Annotated in this window: 18 protein-coding genes; 8 read left to right on the top strand and 10 right to left on the bottom strand. The window is 74.1% G+C overall.

The features are described from left to right. From AB0K37_RS09815 to AB0K37_RS09800, 4 genes are read left to right on the top strand one after another with little or no spacing between them, the layout of a single operon-like run. The gene (locus AB0K37_RS09815; RefSeq protein ID WP_363977497.1) at positions 1-1,119 is read left to right on the top strand and encodes a PLP-dependent aspartate aminotransferase family protein; all 1,119 of its coding nucleotides are present in this window, start codon (positions 1-3) and stop codon (positions 1,117-1,119) included. Positions 1,120-1,138: 19 nt separating this feature from the next. After that, the gene (locus tag AB0K37_RS09810) at positions 1,139-2,092 is read left to right on the top strand and encodes a homocysteine S-methyltransferase family protein (protein ID WP_363977495.1); all 954 of its coding nucleotides are present in this window, start codon (positions 1,139-1,141) and stop codon (positions 2,090-2,092) included. 37 nt (positions 2,093-2,129) lie between these two features. Then, positions 2,130-3,128, top strand: a complete 999-nt coding sequence (gene rfbB, locus AB0K37_RS09805) for a dTDP-glucose 4,6-dehydratase (protein WP_363977492.1) — start codon at positions 2,130-2,132, stop codon at positions 3,126-3,128. Then, the gene (locus tag AB0K37_RS09800; RefSeq protein ID WP_363977490.1) at positions 3,125-3,997 is read left to right on the top strand and encodes a class I SAM-dependent methyltransferase; all 873 of its coding nucleotides are present in this window, start codon (positions 3,125-3,127) and stop codon (positions 3,995-3,997) included. The genes rfbB and AB0K37_RS09800 overlap by 4 nt, the downstream gene beginning before the upstream one ends. Before the next feature lie 30 nt (positions 3,998-4,027). On the opposite strand, the gene AB0K37_RS09795 is transcribed toward AB0K37_RS09800, so the two are convergent. Next, entirely contained in the window at positions 4,028-4,750 is a 723-nt protein-coding gene (locus AB0K37_RS09795) for a hypothetical protein (RefSeq protein WP_363977487.1), read from the bottom strand. Between the two features lie 405 nt (positions 4,751-5,155). On the opposite strand from AB0K37_RS09795, the gene AB0K37_RS09790 reads away from it, so the two are divergent. From AB0K37_RS09790 to AB0K37_RS09775, 4 genes are all read left to right on the top strand, one after another. Beyond that, positions 5,156-8,050 (top strand): M36 family metallopeptidase, encoded by a 2,895-nt coding sequence (locus AB0K37_RS09790; protein WP_363977484.1) that lies wholly within the window; start codon positions 5,156-5,158, stop codon positions 8,048-8,050. A gap of 254 nt (positions 8,051-8,304) precedes the next feature. After that, complete coding sequence (locus AB0K37_RS09785) at positions 8,305-8,898, top strand: lytic polysaccharide monooxygenase (protein ID WP_363977482.1); 594 nt, start codon at positions 8,305-8,307, stop codon at positions 8,896-8,898. Positions 8,899-8,993: 95 nt separating this feature from the next. Then, on the top strand, positions 8,994-9,650 hold the full coding sequence (locus AB0K37_RS09780; protein WP_363977479.1) for a TetR family transcriptional regulator: 657 nt from the start codon (positions 8,994-8,996) through the stop codon (positions 9,648-9,650). After that, positions 9,647-10,054, top strand: coding sequence for a phosphomannose isomerase type II C-terminal cupin domain (locus AB0K37_RS09775; RefSeq protein ID WP_363977477.1), 408 nt, complete (start codon positions 9,647-9,649; stop codon positions 10,052-10,054). The genes AB0K37_RS09780 and AB0K37_RS09775 overlap by 4 nt, the downstream gene beginning before the upstream one ends. On the opposite strand, the gene AB0K37_RS09770 is transcribed toward AB0K37_RS09775, so the two are convergent. The 9 genes from AB0K37_RS09770 to AB0K37_RS09730 form a co-directional block, all read right to left on the bottom strand. Then, positions 10,039-11,109, bottom strand: a complete 1,071-nt coding sequence (locus AB0K37_RS09770; protein WP_363977474.1) for an oligopeptide/dipeptide ABC transporter ATP-binding protein — start codon at positions 11,107-11,109, stop codon at positions 10,039-10,041. The genes AB0K37_RS09775 and AB0K37_RS09770 overlap by 16 nt on opposite strands. Further along, positions 11,106-12,140 (bottom strand): ABC transporter ATP-binding protein, encoded by a 1,035-nt coding sequence (locus AB0K37_RS09765; protein ID WP_363977471.1) that lies wholly within the window; start codon positions 12,138-12,140, stop codon positions 11,106-11,108. The genes AB0K37_RS09770 and AB0K37_RS09765 overlap by 4 nt, the downstream gene beginning before the upstream one ends. 26 nt (positions 12,141-12,166) lie before the next feature. Then, the gene (locus AB0K37_RS09760) at positions 12,167-13,045 is read right to left on the bottom strand and encodes an ABC transporter permease (protein WP_363977468.1); all 879 of its coding nucleotides are present in this window, start codon (positions 13,043-13,045) and stop codon (positions 12,167-12,169) included. A 103-nt stretch (positions 13,046-13,148) separates the two neighbouring features. Then, positions 13,149-14,075, bottom strand: a complete 927-nt coding sequence (locus AB0K37_RS09755; protein ID WP_363977465.1) for an ABC transporter permease — start codon at positions 14,073-14,075, stop codon at positions 13,149-13,151. Further along, positions 14,075-15,136 carry a LacI family DNA-binding transcriptional regulator gene (locus AB0K37_RS09750; RefSeq protein WP_363977462.1) on the bottom strand — a complete coding sequence of 354 codons (1,062 nt, stop codon included), beginning with the start codon at positions 15,134-15,136 and terminating at the stop codon, positions 14,075-14,077. Before AB0K37_RS09750 ends, AB0K37_RS09755 begins: the two co-directional genes overlap by 1 nt. After that, positions 15,133-16,647: an ABC transporter substrate-binding protein gene (locus AB0K37_RS09745; RefSeq protein ID WP_363977460.1), complete on the bottom strand. Its 1,515-nt coding sequence runs from the start codon at positions 16,645-16,647 to the stop codon at positions 15,133-15,135. The genes AB0K37_RS09750 and AB0K37_RS09745 overlap by 4 nt, the downstream gene beginning before the upstream one ends. Before the next feature lie 11 nt (positions 16,648-16,658). Next, on the bottom strand, positions 16,659-17,000 hold the full coding sequence (locus AB0K37_RS09740; protein ID WP_363977457.1) for a hypothetical protein: 342 nt from the start codon (positions 16,998-17,000) through the stop codon (positions 16,659-16,661). Between the two features lie 14 nt (positions 17,001-17,014). Next, positions 17,015-17,965 (bottom strand): DUF6772 family protein, encoded by a 951-nt coding sequence (locus AB0K37_RS09735; RefSeq protein WP_363977455.1) that lies wholly within the window; start codon positions 17,963-17,965, stop codon positions 17,015-17,017. Continuing rightward, positions 17,962-19,062, bottom strand: a complete 1,101-nt coding sequence (locus AB0K37_RS09730) for an endonuclease/exonuclease/phosphatase family protein (protein ID WP_363977452.1) — start codon at positions 19,060-19,062, stop codon at positions 17,962-17,964. The genes AB0K37_RS09735 and AB0K37_RS09730 overlap by 4 nt, the downstream gene beginning before the upstream one ends. Between the last annotated feature and the right edge of the window lie 73 nt (positions 19,063-19,135).

The raw sequence follows: 19,135 nt of genomic DNA, 5'->3' as shown, positions 1-19,135 counted from the left end.
ATGCGCTTCGACACAAGGCTGGTCCACCTCGGCCAGGAATCCGACGCCGTCACCGGGGACGTGGTGCCGCCCGTCCATGTCGCGGCCACGTTCGAGCGGCGGGTCCAGGACCCGTTGCGCTACTTCTACTCGCGCGGCGAGAACCCGACGCGGGAGGCCCTCGAACGCTGCCTGGCCGGACTGGAGGACGCGCGCTTCGCCCTCGCCTTCGCCTCCGGGCAGGCGGCGGGGACCACGGCGCTGTCCCTGCTGCGCCCCGGCCGGAGGCTGATCGCCTCGGACGACGTGTACGGCGGCACCCGGTCGCTGTTCGCGCTGCTCGGCCGGCACGGCATCGCCGTGGACCACGTCGACCTCACCGACGCGCGCGCGCTCGACGCCGCTCTCGGCGACGACGTGGACATGGTCTGGGTGGAGGCGCCGACCAACCCGCTTCTGAAGGTCGCCGACCTCGCGGTGGTGTGCGAGCGGGCCCGGCGGGCCGGCGCCCGCGTGGTGGTGGACAACACCCTCGCCGGCCCGGCGCTGCAGCGGCCGCTGCGGTTCGGCGCCGACATCACCCTGTACAGCACCACCAAGTCGATCGCCGGCCACTCCGACGTCATCGGCGGCGCCCTGGTCTACGACGACGAGGACCTGCACCGCGAGCTGTCGTCCCACCGCACCACCACGGGGAGCGTGCCCGGCGGCTTCGACTGCTTCCTGGTGCACCGCGGGCTCAAGACGCTCTCGCTGCGCACGGCCCGGCAGGTCGGCAACGCGGAGGCGATCGCCGCCGCGCTGCGCGGGTGCGGGCGGGTGGGCGCCGTCCACTACCCGGGGCTGCCCGAGCATCCGCAGCACGAGGTGGCGGCCCGGCAGATGTCGGCGCCCGGGTCGATCCTGAGCTTCGAGTACCTCGGCGAGCCGGAGAAGCTCCTGGACCGGGTGCGGCTGTACGCGTGCGCGGTCAGCCTCGGCGGCGTGCGCTCGCTCATCGAGTGCCCCGCCATGATGACGCACGCCTCCGTCCCCCGCGAGGTCCGGGGGCGGCTGGGCGTCTCGGACAACCTCATTCGGGTGTCGGCGGGCATCGAGGACCCCGCCGACCTGGTGCGGGACCTGATGGACGCGCTCTGAACTGCGGAGGGATGGACACATGAACGACCTATCCGGGGCACGCCGGTCCGGAGGCGGCGGGCCCCTGTGGCTGGACGGCGCGACCGCGACCGAGCTGCAGCGCGCCGGCATGAGCGTCGACGGCCCGTGGTGGACCAACCGGGCCATGAACACCGAGGCGGACCGCACGCGGTTGCGCGGGATCCACCAGGGCTACCTGGGCGCCGGAGCGCAGGTGATCACCGCCAACACCTTCCGGTGCAACCTGCGGGCGCTCAGCCGCCTCGGCCTCTTCGACGCCGGCCTGGCCTGGATGGTGCACGCCGCCGTGGGCGTGGCCCAGTCGGCGGTCCGCGCCGTCCAGGACGGGCGGGCGGACGGGCCGCAGGACGCGGACCGCCCCCTGATCGCGGGCTCGGTGGGGCCGGTCGAGGACTGCTACCGGCCCGACCTGGTCCCCCCCGACGACGAGTTGCGGGCCGAGCACCGCTGGCTGGCGACGGAGCTGATGCGGGTGGGCGTGGACCTCGTGCTCGTCGAGACGATGAACTCCGAGCGCGAGGCGCGCATCGCGCTGGAGGAGGTGCGGCGGGCGGGCGCCCGCGCCTGGGTCGGCTTCGTGTGCGACGCCGACGCCCGGCTGCTGTCCGGGGAGAAGCTGGCCGACGCGGCCGCCGCCGCCGAACGGGACGGCGCCGAGGCCGTGCTCGTCAACTGCACCGCTCCCGCCGACAGCGAGTCGGCGCTGCGGGCGCTGCGGGACGCGTGCTCGGGCCCCATCGGCGCCTATCCCAACATCGAGGACCGTGCCGGCATCCCCCGTTCGGCGCACGTCGACCGGCACGTCCCCGCCGCGATGGGGCCCGAGGAGTTCGCCGATCTGGTCGCCCGCTGGGACGCGGAGTTCTCCCTCGACGTGGTCGGCGGCTGCTGCGGCACGACGCCGGACCATCTGGCCGCGGCCCGCGACCGGCTGCTCCGGAGCGGGCGGTGAGGGTCCGCGGCGCCCCCCGCCGGGCGCGGACCGGCTCATGAGGATCCTCGTGACCGGCGGCGCCGGATTCGTCGGGTCCCACTACGTGCGCCGGCTCCTCGGCCAGGACCGGGCCGGAGGCGGCGCGCACCAGGTCACCGTCCTGGACAAGCTCACCTACGCCGGCAACCCGGCCAACCTCGACCCGGTGCGCCGCGCGCCGGGCTTCGCCTTCGTCCACGGGGACGTCGCGGACGCCGCGGTGGTCGACGACCTCGTCGGCGCCCACGACGCGATCGTCCACTTCGCCGCGGAGTCCCACGTCGACCGGTCGATCCGGTGCGCGCAGGACTTCGTCGTCACGAACGTCCTCGGCACGCAGACGCTGCTGGAGGCGGCACGGCGCCACGGCACCGCCCCGTTCGTGCACGTGTCGACCGACGAGGTGTACGGGCCGATCGGGACGGGGCGGTGGAGCGAGCGGGACCCGCTGTCGCCGGGGAACCCGTACGCGGCGTCCAAGGCGGCGGCCGACCTCGTCGTGCTCGCCTGCCACCGGACCTTCGGGATGGACGTCCGGATCACCCGGGGGTGCAACACCTACGGCCCGTACCAGTTCCCGGAGAAGATCGTCCCGCTGTTCGTCACCGAGCTGCTCGACGAGGGGAAGGCGCCGCTGTACGGCGACGGGCTCCACGTCCGCGAGTGGCTGCACGTGGACGACCACTGCCGCGCCGTGCACCTGGCGCTGACGAGGGGCCGGGCGGGCGAGGTCTACAACGTCGGCGGCGTTCCGCTGACCAACCGCGAGCTGACCGGCCGGCTGCTCGCCCAGTGCGGAGCGGGGTGGGACGCGGTGTCGTACGTGGAGGACCGCAGGGGCCACGACCGCCGGTACGCGATGGACTGCACGAAGATCGCGAAAGAGCTCGGGTTCCGGCCGCGCCGGGACCTCGCGGCCGGCCTCGCGGAGACCGTCGCCTGGTACCGGGACAACCGCGAGTGGTGGGAGCCGCTCACGATGCACGTGCCGCGGGACGTGGAGGTGAACTCGTGACGGCCGCGGACATCGACCCGGCCGCCGTCAAGCAGGCGCAGCGGGCCTCATGGGACGCCCTCAGCGCGAACTGGGCGGCGGCGCAGGAGAGGTTCGAGCTCGGAGCCGCCGCGGTGACGCGGCGGCTGCTCGACCTCGGCGGCGTGCGGACGGGCCACGCGGTCCTCGACGTCGGGACCGGCCATGGGGAGCCCGCCCTGACGGCGGCCCGGCGGGTGGGGCCCACCGGGCGGGTGACCGGAGTGGACATCTCCCCGGCGATGCTCGACCTGGCCAGGCGCCGGGCCGAGGGCACGCCGAACATCGCGTTCGCCGAGGCGGACGTGGAGTCCATCGACCTGCCGGCGGGCTCGTTCGACGTCGTGCTCAGCCGCTGGGGGCTGATGTTCGCGGTGGACCGCGTCGCCGCCTTCCGCGGCCTCGCCCGGCTCCTCGCCCCCGGGGGCGTGCTCGCCGCGGCGGTCTGGAGCGAGGCGTCGAGCGCGCCGGCGATCTCGCTGGGCTTCCGGGTGCTGAGCGAGCGGCTCGAACTGCCGCCCCCGCCGCCCGGAACGCCGGGCCCGTTCAGCATGGCCGACCCGGAGCGCCTCGCCGCCGAGGTGGCCGCGGCGGGGTTCACCGACGTGTCGGTGACCGAGTTCGTCGTGCGGTTCCCGTTCGACTCCGTCGAGCAGTGCGTCGCGTTCACCAAGGCCGTGACGCCGCCGATGCTGCTGCGGAAGGTCGCGGAGCGCTTCGGGTCCGCGGACGACCCGGGCACGTGGGGGGCCTTCGCCGACGCCACCGGGCCCTACCGCTCCGACGGCGAGCCGTTCACGCTGCCGTCGACGGCGCTGATCGTCCGGGCCGTCGCGGCCGCCCGGGACTAGCCCGCCGGCTCCGCGCCGGGGCCGGCGGTGTCACGGTGCGGGCGGCGGGCACCGGCGGGGCAGCACGACCCTGCCCGGGGCGTGCTCGAAGCTCGACATCACCAGCCACTCGTCCAGCTCGGGGTCGTACAGGTTCTGGACGCCGAACTGCAGCACCTGCCAGAAGGTCGTCGGATCGCGTTGGTCGACGTAGACGTCGCCGAGCGCGATCGGGAGCCTGAGGTACTTCCCCGGAGGCAGCTGCGGAGCGACGACACCGACCCGCCAGTGGTCGACGTGCCGCTGCGGCCTGCGCTGCAGGATCTCCCGGCCGACGAACCGTGCCGTCCGGAGTTTCCGGTTGAGGACGCCGAGGTCGAACCCCGGGATCCGCGAGCACCGGTGGTCGCGGAGGCCGGGCCATTTGTAGGTCAGGGTGTAAAGGGAATTCTTGTAGATGAGGTTCGTGAACCAGATCGGGTATCGCGGGCCGCCCGCGATCATCTGGCTGTTCCCGTCGCTTCCCGTCCAGGTGAACGGGACCGTGATGCCGAGATCCCGGACGATCCATTTCCCCTTCCCGTGGAAGTCCCGCGGGAGTTGAGGCGGCGAGGGCGTGTGCGGGCCGGCCTGCTTCGCGGCCGTCGCATCGCCCGACGGGCGAGGCCCGACCGGGGAGGCGGCCCGGGCGGGTCCCACGGCCGCCGGGGCCACGGCGATCGATCCGGCGAGCGCCCCCAGCGCGGCCGTCCGGCGCGAACGTGTCCAGTTCATGATCCTCCTGGCGCCGCGTCGCGCGCGGGTTCCGGCGCGGCATGTCGAACGCGGCGATCATCCCGCTCCCTCCCCGGCGCCGGAAGGGCGAAGACCACAGGCAGGTCAGGGTCTGTTCCCGGCCCGGTGAGGGAGCGGGCGGCGTCGCGGCGGGGCGGTGGCCGGGCCCGGTCAACCGGCCGGGCGGTCGCGGCGGGCGTGGCCGCCCGGGGACGGCCGGGCGCCTGACATGGGGTTTTCGAGGAAACGGCGGTGTCAAGGGCGAAGACCGCCGCACGGCGGCACTTCGTAAATGTGGTGATTCGCCATAGGTGAGTGGTGTAAGCGCTGATTGTCTCTAGAGCGGCCGGGCGTCCCCTCCGGCCATCCCCCGAGAACGGGCCGTCGGCCCGCCTCCAGGAGGCAATGGTGCCCAGGACGCGCTGGACCGCCGTGACCGCTCTGGCGGCCACCGGAACACTCCTCACCGCCGGCCTCGCGGCCCCCGGACGGGCCGAGCCGCCGCCTCCCCGACCGCGGCCGCCGGGAGAGCAAACCGAACCGGCCGACAAGGACGCGCGGCCGGGGCGGCTGGCCCCGACGAACCGCCAGGTGGGCGCCGCCCGCGGCGTGACCGTGCGATGGAACAAGCTCGGCACACCCGCCTCGGTGACCGATTCCGGGCCCTTGGCCGGCGGCCTGCCCCGGGATCCGGAGAAGGCCGCCCGCGCGTACCTGGCCGGGCACCGGGACCTGTTCGGCCTCGACGCCGCCGCCGTCGGCGCCCTGGAGAAGGTCGCCGTCAACCCGGTCGGCGACGGCGCGGCCGTGCTGCTGCGCCAGCGGTTCGGCGGCCTTCCCGCCGGCCACGACGGGCTGGTGGCGGTCGGGGTGACCGGCGGCGAGGTCGTCTCGGTCACCTCGACCCTCTCCCGGGACGGCGCCGCCCCGGCGCCCGCCACGCTCTCCCCGCGGGACGCGGTGGCCGCGGCGGGGCGGGACGCGGGAATCCCCGCCTCGGCCGGCGACCCCCGCAAGGCGCGGCTCGTCGCGGTGCCCACGGCCGAGGGCGTCCGCAGCGCGTACCAGGTCACGCTCATGGACGCCTCCGGGGCGGAGCCGAAGGCCGTCACCTCCCACGTCGACGCCCGGACCGGCTCGGTGCTCGTGCGGGAGAACCTCGTCGACCACGACAGCGACGACCCGCGCTGGGCGGTGTTCCCGGCGACCCCGCCCGGCGACTACTCCTCCCGCGACACCCGGGAGGCCTGGTGCTTCGCGCCCGCGGCGGGGTGCCGCACCGTCGGCGGCGACCCCTCCAGCGGGCGGCCCTGGGACGTCGACCCGGCGATCGGCGCCTCCAGCACGACGACCGTGGGCAACGCGGCGAGGGCGTACGAGAACCGCGCGAGCAGCGACCCGTTCACGGTCGGGACGCGCACCAGCGCGCCGAGGCCCGACCGGAACTACACCTATCCGTGGACCAACCAGTGGCACACGAGCAGGTGCGACCCCGCGACGCTGGACAGCCCGCAGGAGGCGGACCTGGAAGCGGCCATGTCCAACCTGTTCGTCCAGCACAACCGGATGCACGACTGGTCGTACCGGCTCGGCTTCACCGAGTCGGCCTGGAACATGCAGTCCGACAACGGCGGGCGCGGCGGGCTCGGCGGCGACCCCGAGCAGGGCAACGCGCAGGCCGGCGCGCGGTTCCCGGCCGTCCGCGACAACGCCAACCAGATCACCCCGCCGGACGGGATTCCCGCCATCACCAACATGTACCTGTGGCAGCCGATCGCGGGCTCGTTCTACCCGCCGTGCGCCGACGGGGACTTCGACATGAGCGTCATCGGCCACGAGTACACCCACGCCATCTCCGGCCGCATGATCGCCGGACCGGACGCCGGGTGGAGCGGGCCGCAGGCGGGCGCCATGAACGAGAGCACCTCCGACCTGTTCGCCATGGAGTACCTCAACGAGTACGGGTTGCGCCAGCCCGGCCGCACGCCGTACGTCATCGGCGGGTACGTCACCGGAGACCGGCGCGCCGGGATCCGCAACTACGACATGAGCCGGAGCCCGCTGAACTACGCCGACCTCGGGTACGACCTCGTGGGAACCCAGGTCCACGCCGACGGTGAGATCTGGAGCGCCACCCAGTTCGACCTGCGCGAGGCGTTCGTCCGGCGGTACGGCGACGGCGGCGCCGCGTCGCAGCGCGCGTGCGCCGACGGCGCGGTGCCGGTGGCGAAGTGCCCGGGGAACCGGCGGTGGGCGCAGGTGTCGTTCGACGCGCTGCTGCTCATGGCCGGCGGCGCGGTCAGCTACGTCGACCACCGCGACGCCCTGCTGGCCGCCGACACCCTCCGCTTCGGTGGCCGGGACCACGAGATGATGTGGAAGGTCTTCGCCGAGCACGGCCTCGGGAAGGACGCCGCGAGCAACGGCCCCGCCGACGCCGACCCGACGCCGAGCTTCGCCTCGCCCCTGTCGCGCAACGCCCGCGTCCGGCTGACGCCCCTCGGGGACGCCAGGGGCGGCAAGGTGCGCCTGTACGTGGGCGACTACGAGGCCCGCGCGGTCCCCGTCGCCGACACCGACCCGGCGACCCCGCTCGGCGACACCGTCGCGCTCACCCCGGGCCGCTACTCCTTCGTCGCGGTGGGCGCGGGCTTCGGGCACCGGCGGTTCACCGCCGTGATCGGCGCGTCGCAGCGGACGCTGCCGGTGGCGATGTCCCGCAACGAGGCCGCGGGCGCCAACGGCGCGACGGCGACCGGTGACGGCGCGTCCCAGGCCGCGCTGCTCGACGAGACGGAGGCGACGAACTGGCAGTCGGTGACGGCCCCGGTCGCCGGACGCCAGGTGACCGTGGACCTGGCCGGCGATCGCCCGGTCAGGGTCGGCCGTGTTCAGGTGAGCGCGATGCTGCGCCCGTCGGTGGCGGGCGATCCGGAGGGCGCGGGCGGCACGCAGAACCGGTTCACGGCGCTGCGCGCCTTCCGGCTGCTGGCCTGCGACGCCTCCAAGGCCGACTGCGCTCAGAACGCCTCGTACCGCACCGTCTACACCAGCCCGTCCGACGCGTTCCCGGCCGACCGGCCGCGGCCCACGGCGCCCGACCTGATCATGCGCTCGTTCGACCTGCGGGACGTCACCGCGACGCACCTGCGGCTGGAGGTGGTCTCCAGCCAGTGCACCGGCGCGCCGGCCTACGCGGGGGAGCAGGACGACGACCCGCGGTCGGCCACCGACTGCGGCACCGCGAGCCCGAGCGCGGGCATCGTGCGGACCGCCGAGCTCCAGGCGTTCGCCCGCTAGGAGGGGCCGGGCCGGGCGGGGGGCGGAGAGCATCCGCCCCCCGCCTCGTTTTGCGCCGCGGGCCCCGCCGGGCCCGCGGCTTTGCCATGCCTGCCAGGGACTTGTCTCCGCGTGCCCGACCCCGGGCGGTCCTGTTGACGGAGCGGCACGGCGACGCGACCTTCTAAAAGGAAAGTTTCCTTAGAGTTGGCCTCCGGGCCGGCTCCCCTCCGCCTTCGGGTACGCCGTACCTCCCCCCGCCAAGGAGACGCAGGATGCCAAGGAAGACCAGCCTCGCCGTGGCCGCCGCCGTGACCGCCGGGCTGCCGCTGGCGCTCGCCGTGCCGGCCTGGTCCCACGGGTACACCACCTCGCCCCCGAGCCGCAGCTACCTGTGCGGGACGCACCAGGTCCGCAACTGCGGCCAGGTCCAGTGGGACCCCGACGGCGTCGAGGGGCCGAAGGGCTTCCCCCAGCGCGGACCGGGCGACGGGAAGATCTGCGCCGGCGCCGACGGGCGCTGGGCGCCGCTCGACGACCAGCGCGGCGGGACGGGGTGGCCCGCGACGAAGGTGACGGGCGGCCAGTCGTTCAGCATCAGCTGGCGGTTCACCGCGGCGCACGCCACCACGTCCTTCCGCTACTTCCTCACCAAGGACGGCTGGGACGCCGCCAAGCCGCTGACCCGCGACGCCCTGGAGCTCACGCCGTTCCTCCAGCAGAACTACAACGGGCGGCCGCCGTCCGGCCAGACCACCCACACCGGGACGCTCCCGCAGCGGCACGGCCGGCACCTCCTGCTCGCCGTGTGGGACATCGCCGACACCGGCAACGCCTTCTACCAGTGCTCTGACCTCGACTTCGGCTGACCCGCCGGCGGGCGGCCGGCCCGCGGCGGGCACGCCTCCCCGCCGCGGGCCGGCCGGTGTTGTCACCGGGTAACACCCCCGGATACCGTGCTGTCATGACGAGTGCGGCGGGCCGGCCGGGGCCCGGACCACGGCGAGACCCCGGCCGCCGCCGTGCCCTGCTGGAGGCGGCCGACCGGGTCATCCAGCGCGAGGGGCCCGAGGCGTCCATGGCCGCGATCGCCGCGGAGGCGGGGATCAGCAAGCCGATCCTGTACCGCCACTTCGGCGACAAGAGCGGCCTCTACCAGGCGCTGGCCGAGCGGCACACGCGCAAGCTGATCGAGGGCATCCGGGACGAGTTCTCCCGCGGCGACCCGATCCGCGACCGCACCCGCTCCACCATCGACACCTACCTGGCGACGATCTCCAAGAACCTCAACCTCTACCGGTTCCTCATGCACCGGGCGAGCGCCGAGGACACGGCCACGCACAGCGCGATGAGCACCATGATCCGGGACGTGAGCCGGGAGCTGGCCGAGGTGATGATCGCCGAGGGGGAGATGGCGGACCGGACCCGCGCCTACGTGTGGGGGCACGCGATCGTCGGCATGGTGCAGACGGCCGGCGACTGGTGGCTGGACCACGCCGACGACGTGCCGCGCGAGGCCGTCGTCGACGGCCTCGTCGACCTCGTCCTCGGCGGGCTTCCCGCCGCCGCGTCCGAAGCCCGCGGCCCCCGCCCGTCCGACGACCCGCGATCCCCGAGGTGACCGTGCAGACCGACGTGCCGACCGGCGCGCAGCCCCAGGCCCACGGCGACCCGCGGCCCGCGCCGGCCGTGCGGACCGAGCGGCGGCCCTGGGGCCGCTTCGAGCGCTTCACCCTCAACGAGCCGTCCACCGTGAAGATCATTCACGTGGAGCCGGGGCAGCGGCTCAGCCTCCAGCGGCACCGCGACCGCGACGAGCTGTGGGTCGCGCTCGACCCCGGCGCGGTGTTCGAGGTGGCCGGGCGCCGCATCCTCCCGGAGGTGGGGGAGCGGGTGCTGATCCGCGCCGGGGAGACCCACCGGCTCGGCTCGGACGGCCCGGCCGTGCGCGTCATGGAGATCGCCTTCGGCCGGTTCGACGAGGACGACATCGAGCGCCTCGAAGACGCCTACGGACGCGCCTGACCCTCGCGGGCCCCGCCCTCCGGCGCCCGTCCCCGCGCGGGCGGGGCCGTCGTCCCGGCGCCGTCGGCGAAGTGGCAGGCCACCGCCTGGGGCAGCCCGTCCCGCGGGACGAGCGCGGGCGTCTCCCGCTCGCAGACGTCGGCGGCCATGTAGCAGCGGGTCCGGAACCGGCATCCGCTGGGCGGCTCGGCCGCCGACGGCACCTCCCCGCGCAGTACGATCTCACCCGCGTCGTCGCCGGGCCGGTCGTGGACGGACGGCGCCGCCGACAGCAGCGCCCGCGTGTAGGGGTGCTGCGGGTCGCCGAACACCTCGGCGGCCGGTCCCCGCTCCACGATCGTGCCGAGGTACATGACGGCGACGTCGTGGGCGATGTGCCGGACGACGTCCAGGTCGTGGGAGATGAACAGGTACGCCACGCCCAGCTCGGACTGCAGGTCCGCCAGCAGGTTGAGGATCTGCGCGCGGACCGACACGTCCAGCGCGGACACCGCCTCGTCGCACACCAGGAGCTTCGGCCGCAGCGCCAGGGCGCGGGCGATCGCGACGCGCTGGCACTGGCCGCCCGACAGCTGGTGCAGGTGCCGGGGGCCGTGCTCGGGGCCGAGGCCCACGAGATCGAGGAGCCGGGCGACCTCGGCGTCCTCCCGGGCGCGCGGCACGATCCCCCGGTGGACGCGCCAGCCCTCGGCGACGACGTCGGCGACGGTCATCCTCGGGTTCAGCGACGTGTAGGGGTCCTGGAACACCATCTGCAGGTCGCGGCTCATGCGGCGGCGCCGGCGGGGCGGGACGGACGCCAGGTCCGCGCCCGCGAACTCGATCGACCCGGCGAACGCGGGGCGCAGCCCCACCACGGCCCGCGCCAGCGTCGACTTGCCGCAGCCCGACTCGCCGACGACGCCCAGCGTCCGCCCGGCCCGCACGGTCAGGTCGAGCCCGGCGACGACGGGCACCCGCCGCCGCCCGAACCCGTGGCGGCCGGGGCGCTCGTACCCCGCTTCCAGGCCGCTGACCCTGAGCACGACCTCGGTGTCCTGCGCGGTGGCCGTCATCGGGGCTCCTCGCTGTGCTGGGAGGCGACGACCTCCGCGGAGTGGTGGCAGGCGACGGCGCGGTCGCCGTCCCCGGTGAGCGGCGGGTCCTCGGTGCGGCACCGGTCGGTCGCGAACGGGCAGCGCGGGTGGAACGCGCAGCCGCCGGGACGGTGCCGCGGGTCCGGCGGGACGCCGTCGATCGGCTTGAGGCGACCGCCGGACCCGGCGTCCGGCATGGCCTCCAGCAGCCCGAGCGTGTACGGGTGGGCGGGGCGCGTGTAGACGGCGTCCAGCGGGCCCCGCTCCACGATCCGCCCGGCGTACATCACCGCGACGTCCTGCGCGACCCGCGCCACCACACCGAGGTCGTGCGAGACCAGCAGTGTCGCGAGGTCCGCCTCGCGCTGCCGCCGCGCGAGCAGCCGCAGGATCTGCGCCTGCACCGTGACGTCGAGCGCGGTGGTCGGCTCGTCGGCGAGCAGCACCGACGGGCCGAGCGCCAGCGCCATCGCGATCACCGCGCGCTGCCGCATGCCGCCGGAGAACTCGTGCGGGTGGTCGCCGTAGCGGGACTCGGCGGAGGCGATGCCGACCTCGCGCATCAGCGCGACCGCCCGCTCCCGGGCCTCCCGCCGGCCGAGGCCGAGGCGCCGCCGGAAGGGCTCGGCGATCTGCGGGCCGACGGCGAAGCCGGGGTTCAGCGCCGCCATCGGATCCTGGAAGATCATCGCGACGCGGCCGCCGCGGGTCTCGCGCCAGCGCCGGGCCGAGAAGCCGCCCGTGTCCTCGCCCTCCAGGACGACGGCCCCGGAGGTGATCTGCGCGCCGGGCGGCAGCAGCCCGATGAGCGCGAGCGAGGTCAGGCTCTTGCCGCTGCCCGACTCGCCGACCAGGGCGAGGACGCGGCCGCGCCGCAGCCGCAGGTCGACGCCCCGCACGACCGGCGTGACCTGCCGGCCGGAGCGGAACCCGATGTGCACGTCGCGCAGCTCCGCGGCCACGTCCCCGGAGGCCGGGGCGTGCGCGTGATCGACGGCTGGAACGGTCATGTGCGCCTCCATGGGGATGTGCGCCATCAGATCTGCGAGCGCGGGTCGGACAGATCGCGGAAGGCGTCGCCCACGAGGCCGACGCCGGTGACGACGGCGGCCAGCGCGATCGCCGGCATCGTGGAGATCCACCAGGCCGAGCCGAGGTAGTCGCGGCCCGCCGAGACGGTCGCGCCCCACGACGCCTGGTCCGGCGGGATGCCGAGGCCGAGGAAGCTCAGCGACGCCTCCGCCACCATGACCAGGCCGATCTGCACGGTCGCGGCGACCAGCAGCGGCTGCCAGCACGACGGCAGCACGTGCCGGAACAGGATCCGCGCGTGCCCGGCGCCGAGCACCCGCGCCGAGTCGACGAACTCCAGGTCACGGGTCGCGAGCGCGGACGCCCGCACCACCCGGGCGAAGATCACCCAGCGGGTCACCGCCAGCGTGATGACGATGTTGGTGACGCTCGGGCCGAGGACGCCCGCGATGAGGATGGCCAGCAGGATCGACGGGAACGCCAGCTGCACGTCCCCGAACCGGGACAGGACGGCGTCGGTCCAGCCGCCGAAGTAGCCGGACACGAGCCCCGCCACCAGGCCCACGGCGCCGCCGATGAGCACGGTGGCGGCGCCGACCAGCAGCGACACGCGGCTTCCGGCGAGCAGCGCGGACAGCATGTCGCGCCCGACCTGGTCGGTGCCGAGCCACGCGACCGACCCGTCCCCGAGCCGGGCGCCCGGAGCCAGCAGCCGGTGCGGCAGGTCGGTCGCGGCCGGGTCGTAGGGCATCAGCATCGGCCCGAACACGGCCGCCAGGACGAACAGCCCGACGATCGCGAGGCCCGCCCACGCCCGCGCGGGCAGCCTCCTGCGCCGCCGGGCCGCGGGGACCGCGACCGCGGCGGGTGCGATGGCACTCATGCTTCCTCCTTGCGGGGGGCGATCCCCCACGCCCACTGCTTCGCTGCGCTCATGCGTTCTCTTGGTGGGGGGGCGACCCCCCACGCCCCCCGGTTCGCTGCGCTCATGCGTTCTCCGGGGTGAGACGTGGATCGAGGGCGACGCACAGGACGTCCACGAGGAGGTTCAGCGCGATGTAGGAGACGGTGATCGTGACGATCGCGGCCTCGACGACGGCGTAGTCGCGGTTGGTGATCGCGTCCACCATCAGCGAGCCGATGCCCGGCCACGAGAACACGACCTCGATGATCACCGCGTTGGCGATGAAGTTGCCCATCAGCAGCCCGAGGACGGTGACGACGGGCAGCGCGATGTTGCGCGCCACGTGCACGTACATCACGGCGCCCTCGCCGGTGCCCTTCGCGCGGGCGGTGCGGACGTAGTCCTTGCCGCTCTCCTCCAGCGCGCCGTTGCGGACGAGCCGGGCCAGCCATCCGACGAACGGCAGCGCCAGCGTCACCGAGGGCAGGATCACCGCCTCCGGGCCGCCGCCCGCGGTGCTCGGCAGCCAGTTCAGCTGCCGGGCGAACAGCAGGATCAGCACGATGCCGAGCCAGAACGACGGCACCGCCTGCCCGACCAGCGAACCCGTGGAGACCAGCAGGTCGAGGATCCCGCCGGGCCGCCGCGCGCACATCATGCCGAGCGGGTAGCCGGCGGCGAGGGTGATGACCAGGGCGAGCACGGCCAGCGTCAGGGTGGCGGGGAACCGGTCCAGGACGGCGCCCATCGCGCCGCCGCCGAGCCGCCACGAGTCGCCGAAGTCGCCGCGCAGTATCTCGCCCATGTGCGCGAGGTACTGCCGCCACAGCGGCTCGTCCAGCCCGAAGTCGGCCCGGACGGAGGCGAGCTGCGCGGGACTGGCGTCCGGCCCGAGGATCAGCGTCGCGGGGTCGCCGGGCACGACGCGCACGACGAGGAACACGACCGTGACGGCGCCCCAGGCCACGATGAGGGCCTGACCGGCGCGCCTCAGCAGGAACCGTCCCATCAGCGGCCTCCGTTCGCGGTCCGCGACGAGGCGCGGACGACCAGTTCCGCCGGCAGCAGGGTCTGCCGCGGGGAACCCGCGCCGGACTCGCCCGACATCCGTTCGAGGAGCCGGTCCACCGCGGCGGCGCCGACGTCGGCGGCCGGCAGCCGGACCGTGGTGAGCGGCGGCGCGAGGTAGGCGGCGAACGGGTGGTCGCCGTGCCCGGCGACGCGGACGTCGCCGGGGATGCTCAGCCCGTGCTCGGTGAGCGCCCGGTACACGCCGAGCGCGAAGTAGTCGTTGCCGGCCAGGACGGCGGCGCCCGGCCCGACGCGCGTGGCGAGCTCCCGCCCGATCTCGTAGGAGTCCACCGGGTCCCACGGCTGCGAGCTGGCCTCGCGGCGCCGGGTCGGCACCTTCACCATGTGGTCGTCGCGGACCGCGATGCCGTGCTCGTCGAGCACGGACCGGAACCCCCGGATGCGTTCCGCGACGGGCGAGATGTCCAGGTCCTCCTCGACCAGGTACAGGTCGCGGGCCCCCTCGGCGACGAGGTGCTCGGTGGCGCGCCGCGCGCTGTCGTAGTAGTCGACGCCGACGAGGTCGGTGTCGAGCCCCGGCAGGTCGCGGTTGACCAGGACGACCGGCGTCCCGGACTTGCGGAGCCGGTCCCAGTGGTCGATCCCGTGCTGGACGGGGACCGCCAGGACGCCGTCCACGCCCCAGCGCATCAGCTCGTCCACGACGCGCCGCTCGTTGTCGACGCTGTCCTCGGTGACCATCAGCATCAGCGAGTAGCCGCGGATCCGGCCGCGCTCCTCGATCGCGCTGATCAGACGCGTGTAGAAGGGGTTGGACGGGTTGGTGATGACCAGCCCGAGGGTCATCGCGTTGCCCTGCACGAGGGACCGCGCCATGGTGTTCGGCACGTACCCGAGGCGTTCGGCCTCGGCCCGCACCCGCTCGCGGGTCTCGGGGCTGACCGCGTCCTTGCCGGCCAGGGCGCGGGACACCGTGTTGACCGACAGGTCGAGGGCGGCGGCGATGTCCCGCAGGGTGGCCCTGCGGCGGGGTGTCATGGGTTCCTCCTGACCGTGGACAGGTCCGGCTGGTTGTTCGCCGCCGGGGTGAAGCCGGAGAGCCCGGTCCGCAGCCCGTAGGCGGTGGTGAGCGCGGCGGGGAAGATCCCGACCGCGTCGTCCCAGATCGTCTTGCAGGCCCGCGCGTACAGCTCCTCGCGCCGCCCCGGATCGGCGGCCTGCCCGGCCTCGGCGAGCACCGCGTCCAGCCCGGGGTCGCGGTAGCCCATCCGGTTGGCCTTGGACGTGTAGAGCCGCCCGAGGGTGAACGCGGCGTCGCCTGTGGTCACGGTGTTGGTCTGCAGCTCCATGTCCCAGTCGAGGGAGTTGAGGCGCTGCAGCCACTGGGCCTTCTCGATGCTCTGCGGCCTGACCTCGACCCCGATCCGCGCCCACCCCGAGATCATCGACTGGGCCAGCTCCCGGGCGAGGGGACCGGTGGCGTCGAACCACATCATCGTGGTCTCGAAGCCGTCCCCGAGGCCCGCGGCGCGCAGTGCCGCGCGGGCCGCGGCCGGGTCGTACCGGTAGGGCGCCTGCTCGGCGTAGCCGAAGACGGTCGAGGGGATCGGCGCGCGCATCCGCTCGGCGCCCGCGCCGAACAGCTTCCCGACGATCTCCTCCATGTCGAGCGCCTGCCACATCGCGCGCCGGACCCTCGGGTCGGTGAACGGCTTGCGGCCGCAGTTGAACCAGGTGAGGTAGTAGGTCCAGCTCGGCACCGTCCGGACGCTGACGCCGCGCCGTCCCCGCACCTCGCCGAGCTGGTCGGACGGGACGGGCCACAGCAGGTCCACGTCCCCGTTCCGCAGCGCCGTGATCGCGCTGGAGGTCTCGGCGATGAACGGCATCGAGATGCCGGGCAGCCCGGCGCGGCCTCCCCAGTACCCGTCGAACCGGGCCAGCTCCACGTTGGTCGACGGGGTGAACCCCGTCACGCGGAACGGGCCCGAGCCCACCGGGCGGCGCTTCTGCGCCGGGTCGGCCACGCGCCGGGCCGGCACGATGAACAGCAGGGTCAGGTTCACCGGCAGCGTGCCCATCGGGCCGTCCGTCACGAACGTGACGCGGTGGTCGCCGTCGGCCCGCGCGGACTTCACGGTGGCCCACAGCGCGGACTGCGCCGACTTCACGGCCTTGGTGCGCTCCACGCAGGCGACGACGTCCCGCGCGGTCAGCGGGCTCCCGTCGTGGAAGCGGACGCCGGGGCGCAGGTCGAACACCCACGTCGTGTCGTCCGTCCGCCGCCACGACGTCGCGAGGCCGGGCGCGAGCCGCCCGCCCTCGTGGCGGACGAGCGTGTCGAACACCAGCCGCTTGACGATCAGCGACGCCTCGTCGACCGCCGTCCCCGCGTTGTAGGGGTCGAGGTCGGTGACCGGCTGCCCGAACGCGGCGCGCAGCGTTCCGTCCGGCGCGGCCGCCGCCCCCGGCGCCGCGCAGCCGCCGAGCGCCACGGCGGAGGCGGCCAGGCCGGTCAGGGCGAGGAACTCGCGCCTGCGCACGTCCATGACGGCTCCTCTCAGCTCTTCAGCGCGAGGTAGATCATGACCTTCGCCGACGCCTCGCCGCCGTCGGCCTCGCCCTCGACGGAGCCCTTCAGCCGCAGCCAGCCGCCGAAGCCGGACGACTCCCAGGTGGCGAGGTCGCCGGTCACCTCCCGCTCGGGGTCCAGGTCGCACCAGTGCAGGCCGTCGGGGGAGACCTGCGTGGTGACCCGCATCAGGGTGCCGGTCCCGGTCCGCTCCAGCGTCCGGACGAACCAGCGGGCCTCCGCGGCCCACGCCACCTCGTACGGTTCCGTCGCGAAACCGCCCGCGAGGGTGCGGTTGCGCTCCAGGACCGCCGTGAACGACTCGCGCATGTTCCGGGGGCTCCTCACCAGTCGACCGAGATCAGGACGGAGTCCAGGTACAGGAAGTTGCGCACGTCGGTGTGCGTCCTGACCGAGACGTAGAAGTTCAGCAGGTTCTGCAGGGAGCCGTACTCCTCGTCGTACGGCGGCACCGGCACGTCGCGCATGTCGTAGACGGTGTCGTTGACCTGCAGCTCGATGTTCGAGCGCGTGCTGGTGTCGATCATCCAGCGCACGTAGTGCCAGTTCACCTTGGTGGGCACTTCGTTGTAGCAGAGTTCCTGCGGGCCGCCGAACGGCTTCCAGTCGTCCGGTTCCGGGGCGGTGAAGTCGGCGGTCGGCGGCAGCTTGATCTTGCCCTCGAAGTGCTCGCGCGGGGTCGGCTCGGGCACCGTCGGGTACACCCACTCGCGCCGCAGCCGGTTCTCCAGGTCGGTGTTCAGGTAGCGGGCGACGCAGTGGTAGCGGACGCCGTCGCAGATGTCGGTCGCGATGGTGAACGCGCCGAACTGCTGCTCGGACGGGTGCAGGTTCGCGTCCCACTCCCCGGCGCCCGCCTTGTGCGCCGCCTGGTTCTCCTCCGACGCCGCCTCCGTCTTGAACGTCAGGTACGCCTCGAACTGCACGCGCCCCCGGCCGGCCATCGTGAGCCGCCGGATGGCGACGCCGGTGTGCCCGGCCACCGGGCGCGTCGCGACCTTCAGCGCGTACGTCCCGGACATCGCGCCGTGCGTGCCGACGTCGAAGAAGTTGCAGGAGCTGAGCTGCGGCGGCCGGAAGTCGCGCATGTGGTCGTCGACGGTGTCGAGGTTCCCGTGCCCGTCGTAGTTGCCGAGCAGCTCGATCCAGCCGTGCGTGCCGGTGTTGAACTCGTCGTGGACGAGGATCCGGTCGAGCGGGTTGAAGCGGGACAGGGCGGGGTCGGCCCGGCGCAGTTCGGCGGCCAGCGACCGCTCGCTCGCGGGGGAGGTCATCGAGTGGGCTCCTGAATCCTCACGGTGGCGTGCACCATGTTGTGGTCGGACCGCAGCAGGTCGCGGGGCTCGCCGGCCTGGGCGGTGGTCTGCGGGACGAGCGTCCACTGCAGGACGCGCGTGCCGTTGCGGACGAAGATGTGGTCGATCTTGTCCTCGGACCTCGGCAGCGGGATCCTGCCGCCGTTGAACGAGGCGTACTCGGCGCCGGTGCGGCGGTTCGCGGGCGCGGCCTCGAACGAGTCGGCGTAGCCGGCGTCGGAGAAGGCGTCGTAGGCGCTGTGGCCGTCCTCCTTCGACGCCGAGTTCATGTCCCCGGCGAACACGATCGGCAGCCGCCGGGTGTAGGCGTTGTCCCGGGTGAGGTACTCGGCCGTCCGGCGCGCGTCGAGGTAGCGGACCTCGTCCCAGTTCTTGGTCCAGCCGTTGGGGTCGGTCGCGCCGTTCTTGCGGTACTCCAGGTGCATGTCGACGACCACGAACCGCAGCCCGGTGCGCAGGTCGCGCAGGGTGTTCCAGGTCATCGTCTTGCCGTAGATCTCGGTGGAGTCCGGCAGCCACAGCAGGTCGTGGGGGAGCGCGCGGCCGCGCTCGTCCAGGTGGGAGAACCTGCGGGCGTCGTAGTAGGTGAAGCGCCCCGCGCCGGACTTCAGCGGGTAGCCCTCCTGCGGATGCCTGGTCCCGGTGTAGTCGGCGGGGGCCTCGGCGTACCCGCGGGCGGCCATCGCCTCGGTCAGCGGGGCGCGGAACGACTCCACGTCCACGCCGGGCTGCGTCGGGGTGGCGTTGTTGCCGATCTCCTGGGTGACGACGACCCCGGCACGCGCGCGGACGATGTCGTCGGCGACCCGTGCGGCCCGCCGGTCGGCCCAGGGCTCGAGCTTGGTGGCGCAGTCGCGTCCGATGGTGTCCACGCAGGCCTGCGTGGTCGGCAGGCATCCGTGCCCGCAGGTGTTGTAGGTCGCGATCCGCAGGTCGATCTTGCGGTGCGGGCCCTGCGCGGCCTGCGCGCCCGCGGCGGGCACGAGCAGCGCCGCGGCGGCGAGGGCGGCCGTCAGGGCCGCGAGGGGGCGGGCGGGGGGACGCGGTGTCCTCATGCGAGGAGGCCTTCCGTTGTCGGGGGCGTCACATTAACGTTAACGTGATCGTTCACACACCTTCGATGTTCAC

Source organism: Actinomadura sp. NPDC049753, assembly GCF_040674655.1.
Taxonomy (GTDB): domain Bacteria; phylum Actinomycetota; class Actinomycetes; order Streptosporangiales; family Streptosporangiaceae; genus Spirillospora; species Spirillospora verrucosospora.
This window is presented reverse-complemented; position numbering and strand designations above follow the sequence as displayed.